The 9,584-nt window shown below is 74.4% G+C and carries 14 protein-coding genes; 12 read left to right on the top strand and 2 right to left on the bottom strand.

Going from position 1 to position 9,584, the window contains the following annotated elements:
• Positions 1-266 (bottom strand): helix-turn-helix domain-containing protein (locus AH6_RS46350; RefSeq protein WP_169807972.1); only part of this gene is annotated, 266 nt, incomplete at its 3' end.
• A gap of 195 nt (positions 267-461) precedes the next feature.
• Here AH6_RS46350 and AH6_RS39235 point away from each other — a divergent pair.
• Genes AH6_RS39235 through AH6_RS39220 form a run of 4 tightly spaced genes read left to right on the top strand, consistent with a single transcriptional unit; the run spans position 462 to position 2,186 of the window.
• Complete coding sequence (locus tag AH6_RS39235; protein ID WP_157431998.1) at positions 462-680, top strand: hypothetical protein; 219 nt, start codon at positions 462-464, stop codon at positions 678-680.
• A complete protein-coding gene (locus tag AH6_RS39230) occupies positions 677-1,123 on the top strand; it encodes an ATP-binding protein (protein ID WP_067490993.1) in 447 nt (148 codons plus the stop codon). Before AH6_RS39235 ends, AH6_RS39230 begins: the two co-directional genes overlap by 4 nt.
• 2 nt (positions 1,124-1,125) lie before the next feature.
• Positions 1,126-1,662: a hypothetical protein gene (locus tag AH6_RS39225; protein ID WP_157431997.1), complete on the top strand. Its 537-nt coding sequence runs from the start codon at positions 1,126-1,128 to the stop codon at positions 1,660-1,662.
• Positions 1,662-2,186 carry a hypothetical protein gene (locus AH6_RS39220; RefSeq protein ID WP_067490990.1) on the top strand — a complete coding sequence of 175 codons (525 nt, stop codon included), beginning with the start codon at positions 1,662-1,664 and terminating at the stop codon, positions 2,184-2,186. Before AH6_RS39225 ends, AH6_RS39220 begins: the two co-directional genes overlap by 1 nt.
• Positions 2,187-2,320: 134 nt before the next feature.
• Here AH6_RS39220 and AH6_RS39215 read toward each other — a convergent pair whose 3' ends face one another.
• Positions 2,321-3,151, bottom strand: a complete 831-nt coding sequence (locus AH6_RS39215; protein WP_067490987.1) for a UTRA domain-containing protein — start codon at positions 3,149-3,151, stop codon at positions 2,321-2,323.
• Between the two features lie 208 nt (positions 3,152-3,359).
• Between AH6_RS39215 and AH6_RS39210 the strand changes: the two genes are divergently transcribed.
• From AH6_RS39210 to AH6_RS39175, 8 genes are all read left to right on the top strand, one after another.
• Entirely contained in the window at positions 3,360-3,740 is a 381-nt protein-coding gene (locus AH6_RS39210; protein WP_067490985.1) for a hypothetical protein, read from the top strand.
• Complete coding sequence (locus AH6_RS39205) at positions 3,737-4,345, top strand: hypothetical protein (RefSeq protein WP_067490983.1); 609 nt, start codon at positions 3,737-3,739, stop codon at positions 4,343-4,345. The genes AH6_RS39210 and AH6_RS39205 overlap by 4 nt, the downstream gene beginning before the upstream one ends.
• A 38-nt stretch (positions 4,346-4,383) precedes the next feature.
• The gene (locus AH6_RS43180) at positions 4,384-5,763 is read left to right on the top strand and encodes an FtsK/SpoIIIE domain-containing protein (RefSeq protein WP_083983893.1); all 1,380 of its coding nucleotides are present in this window, start codon (positions 4,384-4,386) and stop codon (positions 5,761-5,763) included.
• A 113-nt stretch (positions 5,764-5,876) separates the two neighbouring features.
• Positions 5,877-6,167, top strand: a complete 291-nt coding sequence (locus tag AH6_RS39195) for a hypothetical protein (protein WP_067490981.1) — start codon at positions 5,877-5,879, stop codon at positions 6,165-6,167.
• Positions 6,157-7,740, top strand: coding sequence for a replication initiator (locus AH6_RS44445; protein ID WP_157431996.1), 1,584 nt, complete (start codon positions 6,157-6,159; stop codon positions 7,738-7,740). Before AH6_RS39195 ends, AH6_RS44445 begins: the two co-directional genes overlap by 11 nt.
• Complete coding sequence (locus AH6_RS39185; protein ID WP_067490979.1) at positions 7,740-7,967, top strand: hypothetical protein; 228 nt, start codon at positions 7,740-7,742, stop codon at positions 7,965-7,967. Before AH6_RS44445 ends, AH6_RS39185 begins: the two co-directional genes overlap by 1 nt.
• On the top strand, positions 7,964-8,323 hold the full coding sequence (locus AH6_RS39180) for a DUF4282 domain-containing protein (protein ID WP_157431995.1): 360 nt from the start codon (positions 7,964-7,966) through the stop codon (positions 8,321-8,323). Before AH6_RS39185 ends, AH6_RS39180 begins: the two co-directional genes overlap by 4 nt.
• Entirely contained in the window at positions 8,320-9,420 is a 1,101-nt protein-coding gene (locus AH6_RS39175; protein WP_157431994.1) for a hypothetical protein, read from the top strand. Before AH6_RS39180 ends, AH6_RS39175 begins: the two co-directional genes overlap by 4 nt.
• Positions 9,421-9,584: the final 164 nt, after the last annotated feature.

The raw sequence follows: 9,584 nt of genomic DNA, 5'->3' as shown, positions 1-9,584 counted from the left end.
TCAGCGGGCCTGATACCGGTGTTGCCGGTTTCGATGCGGCTGAGCTTGGATTCGGACCATCCCAGTGCACCACTCACCTCCGCGAGACTGCTCGCGTGCGCTTCGCGGAGCTGGCGCAGGGCTGTAGCCAGACGTCGCCGCCGGGCCGTTGGGCTGGAACGGGGTGCCATGGCCGCCTTCCCTCCTGGACCGATGTCCAAATCTGCAAGATGCTTGCAGAGTTGCAAGATGCCGTTTACGTTGCAAGAGCCGTAGACGTACAGCATGTCAGTCTCCGGCATCGGCCAGTGTCCAGACGGCACAAAAACACCGACTTGCGGTGGTGATCTCCCATGCATGGACAGCCCATCCCCTCAAACGTTTGCCCGGTGCTTGCGCACCCGGCTGACGATCTGCGGGTGCGGTGGCAGCCGGACGGAGATCTCTACGCGACGGGCCAGCGTTTGAATGCGCTGACGCGGTTGATGCGCGACCTCCGGTTGCTGGGTGTGGGGTCGTCGCTGTCCATGGCCGGGAGTGGTGAGGCGGTGCTGACGGTGCCGCGTCCGTCGGGCAAGCCGCTGGCGGTGTTGTGCGGGGACCACGGCGAGAAGTGGGTCTTCCACTGGGCACGGGACCGGGTGGCGTGGGTGGAGGACTCCATGTCCGTGGCGGCTGAGATCCGGGCGGCGCTGTCGTGAAGCGCTGCGAAGGCGGCGGCGGCTCGGTGTCGGCGCGGATCGTCTACACCCCTGGCGGCGCTCCGCGCCTGGGGGAAGCGCGGGCGTTCGTGCGTGAGTGCGCGGTGGCGTACCTGGGCGAGGGATCGCCGCTGGTGGATGACGTGGAGATCATGGCGGGCGAGGTTCTGGGCAACGCCGTTCGCTACTCGGCGTCGGGGTGGGTGAACGGCTCGCTGGGGGTGATGGTGCGGGCGTCGGCGGGGCGGCTGCGGGTGGATGTGCTGGACGACGGGTTCGCCGCGTCCGTCCCGCGCCTGGAGTCGCCCGACCTGGAGTCGCTGAGCGGGCGGGGGCTGCGGATGGTGGACGGGCTCTCGGACGCCTGGGGCGTGATGACCGGCCCGGAACCGCAGCGGCGGGTGACGGTCTGGTTCGAGGTGAAGACCCGATGCGGGGAGTGATCGTGCTGTCTCCGGATGAGCCCGTGCACCGGTTGGGGGTGTCGGCGCACGTGGCGCGGGCGCTGGCCTACCGGCTGGGGGTGGATGCGCGGCTGGGTGAGGTGGTGGAGCTGGTCGAGCGTGACGCGCTGCGGGAGGTGCGGGGCATCGGGGCGGACCGGGAGCAGGAGGTGTGCGCGGCGCTGCGTGCGGTGGGGCTGCTGGCGGAGGAGCCGGACGCGGTGCCCGCACGTTCCGTGGGCGATCACGCGGCGGAGCACGCGGAGATGGCCGCGCGGCTGGAGCGGTTCGCGGTGCTCCTGCGGGGTCGGGGCTGGCTGGTGGTGGAGGAGCTGACCAGGTGCCCGCCGCGCCTGCTGGTGTGGCTGCGCGGTGCGCAGAAGCGCGACGCGGTGTCGGTGGTGGAGGGGCGCGCGGGCTGGTGGATCGCCAGCGGCATGGGCGGGCTGCTGGCACCCGGCGACGCTCCCGCGACGGCGGCTGACCTGCTGGCTGAGGTGCACGGCGCACCTCGCAAGACCCACAAGGGAGACAACTGATGATCGCAAGTGTGACGGTGGACAGTGGCTTGCGGCGGCTGGGCCTGGGTGAGCGCATCACGTCGCGGCTGGTGTCGGAGCTGGGCCACTCGGCCACGGTGGGGGACCTGGTGGAGCTGGTGGAGTCCGGGAAGCTGCGCGATGTGCGGAACATCGGTGCCCTCTCGGAGATACGGATCATGCGGGCGCTGGAGACGGTGGACATGCCGGGGAACGGGGCGGCTCACGCGGCGGCGCATCTGGCGGCGGTGGATCTGCTGGAGCGGCTGCGCGTGGTGGCGGAGGCGCGGGGGTGGAGCGGGCGGTTGCTGGGCGCGCAGTGCCCGCCGGTGCTGTGGCTGGGGCGCGGTACGACGCAGGACGGCGGCAGCGTGGCCGGTGACTGGATCGAACTGGAAGCGCCACGGGTGCCCGGCGGAACCTGGTGTTTCAGCGGTGGCCGGGCCGGGCGGCTGGCTCCCAGCGACGACCCGGCGGCGGCGGTGGGGATGCTGGCGGGCTGGCTGCGGTGGGGCGAAGGGTGAAGGGCCGCGGCCCCACTGGTCGACTACGTAGAGGGGGCCGTCCACTGGCGTAGCCACCCCGGAGGGGCGATCGAAGATCGGTGGCCGGCGCGCTCCGGCCGCGCCTTGGTGGGGGCCGCTGCCCGGCGCATCGCCTAGGCGGGCGGGGCGGCGTGCACTCGGGTGTGGTCGGCGGGCCAGATGGACAGGGTGCAGTCGATGGGCTGGCCGGTGGTGGTGTGGGTGGTGGCGGCGCGGGTCAGGACCCATGCGTACGGGGGTAGGGCGAGCGCGCGCACCTCGCGCGGGTCGGCGGGCCGGGCGGTGATGACGCACTCGGGCGGGCTGAGGGGCTGGGGGGTGTGGTGGGCGAGCGCGGCGGGCCACGGTTCGCCGGTCGCGGCGGGCTGGGCGAGCGGGTGGTCAGGGCTGAGGTCGGGCAGGTAGGACGCGCGCAGTTCGACGGGGACGCGGCCGGTGGGGTCGGTGACCACGCGGCGGCGCACGTGGACCGGGGTGCCGGGGGTGATCGGCGCGAGCGCGGCGGCGATCTCCGGCGGGGCGGGCTCGACGGTGACGGTCACACGCTGCACGGTGGTCAGCTCGGCGGGCAGGTAGCCGTGGATGGGGACGGTGTGCAGGGGGCGCGGGATGGGGTGGCCGCTGCTGTCGGTGGGGCCGAGCGGAACGGCGGCCACCTGGCGGTGATCGTCGGGGATGGTGAGTTCGGCGGCGGAGATCTGGCGGCCGGAGGGTCCGGAGGCGGCGATGTAGCCGCGCGTGCCCGCTGAGGTCGCCCATCCGGCCTCTTCCAGCTCGGCCAGTACGCGGCGGCTGACGCGGCTGCTGACCTTCCATCGCTTCTGGATCTGCGCGTTGCTGGGCAGCAGGGCCCCGGACGGATACAAGCCCGCGCGGATCTCGTCAATCACCGTGTCCCGGATATCGGCGTACAGGGTCGGGTTGCTGCCGGTCGTGTTCTTCACGGGCTCGGCTGGCCTGCGGCCAAACTTCGGACCCTGTCCCATTCCGGCCACTCCGTCCTCTTGCGCACCCTGCGCCACCTGCGATCTTTGCCGTTCCGCAACACACCCTAGCGTACCGAACTTAGAACGTCAGGGTTTGCGCTCTGAGCAGGCATGGCACACCTATGCACACAACTGCACCAAGCTTGGTGCGCATCGGAGGTGCTGGATGGAGTTCAAGATCGACGCGGGGGCGCTGCGGTGGCTGGTGGCTGAGCCGCCGGAGCAGCGGAGGGACTTCGACACGGGTCAGCCCAAGACCGACCGGGAGACCGGCGCGCCCCTCTATCAGGTGCGGTTGCTGGCGATGGGTGAGACCGGGGCGGCCCCGATCCGGGTGGGGGTGATCGGCGACCCGGGGCAGCACGTGGCGCAGACCGCTTTCGTCCGGCCGGTGGGCTTGACGCTCAACGTCATGGAGAAGCGCGGCGACTCGATCATGTGGTGGACGGTGGAGCGGCTGGACCCGGACCCGGACATGCCGGGGGTGATCCCGGCTCCGGCTGTGGCTCCGGCGCAGGGTGAGGCCGGGAAGGGCGGCGGCAAGTGATCGGGCGGTTGGTGAGCGGGCGGCGGCCGGAGATCCCGGCGGATCTGGCGGTGGCGGTCGGGCTGCGGGAGACCGGGCCGGGCGGGGCCTGCGCGGTGGTGGTCAACGTGGCGGCGGCGGGGCTGGTGCGGGTGCACTACGCCATGACGGAGCCTGCCGGGCCGACGTGGATGCAGCAGGTGCGGGTGAGCGAGCGTGCGCGGCGGCGGGCGCTGGGGGCGGCGCTGGCGTGCGGGACGCTGGACGCGCCGGGGCCGCGCGGCGGGTCGGAGCGCCCAGCCCCGCACGGCTGGCTGCACGTGACGGCGGGCGGCCGGTCGGCGTGGACGCCGCTGGACGCGGCGGGCCGGGTGCCGGGGCGGGCGGTGCCGGTGCTGGGCCGGATCACGGGCCTGGTGCCGGGGCGGGTGTGGGCCGATCTGCACGCGCGCCGGGACTCGGCCTGGCGGGCGTGGGCCGCGCGTGAGGTCGAGGACCTGCGGGCGGCGGAGGAGGAGACGCTCCGCGCCGTGCCGGAAGCGGACATGACGCGGCCGGACGGGTCGGCCGGAACGTCCGGGTGGCCGGGGGTGCGGCACGGCGGCGGGCTCGGGGGCCACTGGTGAGCAGGGGCCGCTACTCCGGCGTTGAGGCTCCGGGGCACGTGGGTCTGCCCCCGGTGCGCCAGCGCCCGGACCTGCCGGTGCGGGCCCGGCTGACGCCGGGCTCGGCGGTGATGCTGTGGGTGGTCCGGCCGCTGTGGCTGTGGCGGCGTGAGGTGGTGGCGGCCTGGGTGCTGGCGGGGGTGGCGCTGGCGGGGTGGGGTCGGCTGGGCTGGCCGGGGGCGGCGGGTGCCCCGGTCGGCCTGGCCGGTGGCCTGGTGGCGGTGCCGTGGTCGCGGCGGTGGCTGGCGCGGTGCTGGCGGCGGGGACGGCTGCGGCGGCGCTGGGACCAGGCCGCGCGGTTCGCGGGGCTGACCACGGTCAATGACCGTATCCCGCGCATCGTGCGGCACCGGTCGGTGCCTGCGGGTGATCGGCTGCTGGTGCGGGTGCCGCGCGGCGCGGTGGTCGCTGAGCTGGACGACGAGCGGGGCCGGGTGGCGGCGGTGCTGCGGGTGCGTGAGGTCCGGGTGGCGCAAGACGTGGACCGCGCGGACCTGGCGCACGTGGACATCGTGAGAAGAGACCCGTTCGCCAACCCTGATGATCCGGCGGTCAGCCTGCCGATCCCTTGGCCGTGGGCCGGTGGCGCACAGCGCAACCTTCACCGTGACGGCGTGCCGCTGGGCGTGGACGACATGGGCGACCCGGTGACGGTGCGGCTGCCCGGCAAGAACCTGCTCATCGGCGGCGAACCGGAGGCGGGCAAGAGCGTGGCGCTCTCGCTGCTGCTGGCGGCGGCGGCCCTTGACCCCTACGCGCAGATCTGGGGGTGGGACGCCAAGCGCGTTGAGCTGGCGCTGTGGCGGCCGGTGCTGACCCGGATCGCCTACACCAACATTGACGAAGCGATCGCACAGAAAGAGGACCTGATCAAGGAGATGGACAGGCGCTATGACCTGCTGGCGTCGGCGGGGCGGCGGGTGCTGCGGCCGGAAGACGGTCCGGTGATCCTGGCGGCGACCGACGAACTTCGGTTCTACTCCGCTCACGAAAACAAGGCGGCTCGGGAGCACTTCAACGCGCTCGGTACGGACCTGGTGGCGCGGGGTCGGGCGGCGCGGATCGTGGCGGTGGAAGCGACGCAGCGCCCGTCGGGGGATGTGGTGCCGACCGGGTGGCGGGACCTGATGGCGGTGCGGTGGGCGATGCGGTGCACCACCCCGGACGCGAGCGACACCATTCTCGGCCGGGGTATGGCGTCGGCGGGCTACTCCGCGACCGATATCGATATCCGCACCCGGGGTGTGGGCTGGCTGCACGCTGAGGGCACGCATCCGCGCAAGATCAAATCCTTCTACCTGGACGATCACGACATCCGGTCGATCGTGGCGCGCGGGGCGGCGCTGCGGCGGCTGGTGGCCGGGGACGAGTGGATCTAGGTCCCTCTCTCTCCTCTCTTTCTTTTCTCTCCTTCTTCCTGGGGCCTCGCGTGGCGGGGCGGCGGCAGTGTGCCCGGCCGCGTGGGGCTCCTTCCTTCCTGAGGGGTGGACGCATGGCGAAAGTGACGGCGGAGCGGGTGTGCCCGTGCGCCGACGCGGCGGCGGGTCGGGTGTACCCGGTGGAGCGCCCGGCGGGCGGGCGTGACGACCGGTTCGGGCCGGAGGTGGTGCGTGAGGTCGGCGAAGTGCTGACGGCGGCGGGGTTCCCGGCGGTGGAGGACGACAGCCCGGACCACTACGCCTTGATGTGGTGCCTGTGGCGCTTCGTCTACGGGTACGCGGCGCGGGGTCGGCACGGCGCGGACGCGGCCCCGGGTGGGCCTGGGGGCGGTCGTGGCGAGTAGCGGTCGGCCGGTGGTGCCGGTGGCGTCCCGGCGGGTGAGCGGGGCGGCTGCGGCGGGTGCGGCGGCGGGTGCGGTCGGCGGGGTGCTGGCGGGCCTGGTGGCGCGGGTCGGGGACGCGGACGGCTGGCGGTCGTGGTCGCGTCAGGTGGAGCACACGCGGTACTGCTCGCGGCCGGTGCGGGTGGCCGGTGGCGCGGACGCGGTGCACGCGGGCACGGGTGAGGTGCTGGCGTCGTACTCCACGTCCGGTGAGGCGGACGGGGCGTTGCTGCTGGCGTGCGGGGATCGGCGGGCGGCGGTGTGCGCCTCGTGCGCGGAGACCTACCGGCGTGACACCTGGCATGTGATCGCGGCGGGCCTGCGGGGGCGCGTGCCGAGCGTGCCGGGGCTGGATGGGGTGCCGGTGAGCGTGGCGGCGCACCCGGTGCTGCTGGCCACGCTGACCGCGCCCAGTTTCGGGGCGGTGCACCGGGCGGCGGACGGGCCGTGCCGGGCGCGGGCGGTGCGGCGGCGCTGCCCGCACGGGGGGCCGCGCTGGTGCGACGCGCGGCACGGCGACGGGGATGCGGTGGTGGGTCGTCCGCTGTGCGTGTCCTGCTACGACTACACGGGTCACGTGCTGTGGCACGCGATGCTGCCTGAGCTGTGGCGGCGCACGGTGATCTACACCTACCGGGCGCTGGCTCGGCTGGCGGGCGCGCGCTGCGGGCGGCCGGTGACGGTGCGGGAAGTGCGGGGTCTGCTGCGGGTCTCCTACGTCAAGGTCGCGGAGTATCAACGGCGGGGGGCGGTGCACCTGCACGCGGTGCTGCGCCTGGACGGCGTGGACGCGGACGCGCCGAACGCGGTGGTGGCTCCTCCGGCGTGGGCTGACGCGGAGCTGCTGGCGGAGGCGCTGCGGGAGGCGGCCGGTCGGGTGCGGGTGCCGGTGCCGGTGGTGGGCATGGGGGCGCGGTCGGCGCGGTGGGGTGCACAGCTCGACGTCGCGCCGGTGGACGATCCGGAGCGGGCGGCGGCCTACCTGGCGAAGTACGCGACCAAGACCGCCGGTGATGTGCTGAGCGGGCTTCCGCCTCGGCGGTTCGGACGGGCGGACCTGCCGCGCATCTCCCGGCGGGTGAACAACGCGCACACGATGCTGCTGGTCGCGGAGTGCTTCTGGTTGTCGCGTCGGCCTGAGTTGGCGGCGCTCGGTCTGGAGCGGTGGCCGCACACGCTCGGTTTTCGGGGGCACTTCGCCTCCAAGAGCCGCCGGTACTCGGTGACGCTCGGGACGCTGCGGGGGGTGCGGCGGGCCTGGCGGGCGGAGCGGTCGCAGCGCCCGGACGGTGACCCGTGGGCGGCGGCACGAACGGCGGGCGGCTCGTCCGGCGGGGGTGCCGCGCCGGTGGTGGTCGGCGGGTGGCGCTACTTGGGGACGGGATGGGCGCTGCTGGGGGATGCGGACCTGGCGGCGGCGCTGGCGCGGGACCACAGGGCGGCGCGGGCGGCGGCGGACCTGGTGACGGTGGCGCGTGACGGCCTGGCCGGGTGGCTGGCCGGGCGCGCGGCGGGCTCGGGGGGTGGGCGCTGATGTGGGACCTGATCGGCACGGTGCTGGGTCTGTGGCTGCTGTGGCTGCTGGTCCGCTCGACCACCGGCGGCGGGCGCGGAAGCGGGCGGATCGTGATCCGGATGCGTGCGCCGCTGGGCTCGCGGTACCCCGGTCTGCTGCGGGCGGTGGTGCTGCTGGCGGTGGTGGCGCTGGTGCTGTCGGCCCCGGTGACGCTGATCGCCTGGGCGTTGGGGTGGCGGCCGTGAGCGGCCCGGGGCGGTCGCGCGGCCTGCTGTCCGGGCTGGCGGACCTCAGTTTTCGGCAGATGGTGACGCCCCGGCTGATCGGCTGCCTGTACGTGGCGCTGATGGGGTGCGCGGTGCTGGGCGCGGTGGCCGGGGTGCTGCTGGTGGCGGGCCTGGCGGGCTGGCTGGGCGCGGGATGGCTCGTCTTCGCGCCGGTGGTGGTGGCGGCGGGCGTGGTCGGCGTCCTGGCCGCGCGGGTCGCCTGCGAGTGGACGCTCATGAGCTTCACGCGGGGCCGCGCGCTCCGCGATCAGCAAGGGCGGCAGGGTCCGGCGGCGGGGCCGGACGGACGATGGTCGGAAGGCGGCGAACAGTGACCTGGACGGGACGGCGAACGGCGGGACGGGTGGCGGAGCGGCTGGGGGCGCGGGTGCCGGAGCGGGTGCGGCGGGCCGTGTCGGTGGTGGTGTCGGTGCTGGCGTCGGCGGGCGCGCTGGTGTGGGCGTGGGTGTGCGGCCGGGTGGTGCGGGCCGCGCGGGCGGTGGATGGGTGGCTGGCGGGGCTGGGTCCGGTGGGGCGGCGGGGGCTGCGCGCGGTGGGCACGGCGGCGGGCCTGGTGTCGTGGGCGGTGACGCTGGCGGCGGTGGCCGCGCCGACGATCACGCTTCCGATGGCGCTGGGCGGCGGAGGCGTGCAGCAGCGGGCGGAGCGGACCGGAGCGCGGACCACCGAGCGGCCCGGCGACCGGCGGGGGCTGGAACTGGTGCCCTCCCCGGTGCCGTCGCCGGTGCCGCGCCTGCCGGTGCTGGGTGAGGCGCAGGTACGGCGGGTGGTGGAGCGGCGGCCCGATCGGCTGCCCGGCATCGGACACAAGCCGATCCGGCTGCGGCGCTATCCGCTCGGCATGATCCGCGATTCGGTGGGCGTGCCCACCTGCGGGTGGCGGGGGCAGAGCATCCCGGGCCGGGTGCTGGAGCACATGTGGACGGGGTGGCGGCGGGACTCGGGCGCGCTGGCGCGGGACGGGTACGTGATCCACGCGGTGAGGTACACGACGGTGGACCAGGCGCGGGCGGCGTTCGGGCGGCTGGCGGCGCGGGCGGAGGCGTGCCCGACCAGAGCGCGGGTCCCCCGGCTGAGGATCACGGCGTGGTGGTACGCGCTGGAGCATCGCCAGGACTGGGCGATCACCGGTCAGGAGCGCGGGGAAGCCTGGGCGATGCTGCGCGCGGTCGAACGCTCGACCTACGCGCGGTCGCGGGGCGCGCGGCCGGTGGTGCACCGCACGATCGACTACATGCAGCGCGGCAACGTGCTGGTGATCCAGACCATGCACCGGTGGACGGTGTCCGGCGCGGATCTGGAGCCAAGCCGCCGCGAAGCTTCTCACGTCCTGGCCTCCACGATCGCGCGGCTGGGGGGTCCGCCGTGCGGCTGGGACGCGGAGTACCTGAGGTGTGCGGTAGAGGGGTAGCGCGGCGGCGGCTAGTCCGCGCTGGCCGGGTCGCCCAAGGAAAAGGGTGCCGCGTAGCGGCTCGATCGGGGCGGGGGGCGGGGGTTTGTGGGACGGAAGCGGCGCAGAGCTGCCGATGATCATGAACGGGCGGGGTGATGGACTCGGCGGACGGTGAGGCTCGG

The sequence above is a fragment of the Actinomadura hibisca NBRC 15177 genome, assembly GCF_001552635.1.
GTDB classification, from domain to species: domain Bacteria; phylum Actinomycetota; class Actinomycetes; order Streptosporangiales; family Streptosporangiaceae; genus Spirillospora; species Spirillospora hibisca.
The sequence above is the reverse complement of the archived record's forward strand: the minus strand, read 5'-3'. Positions and strand labels throughout refer to the sequence as shown.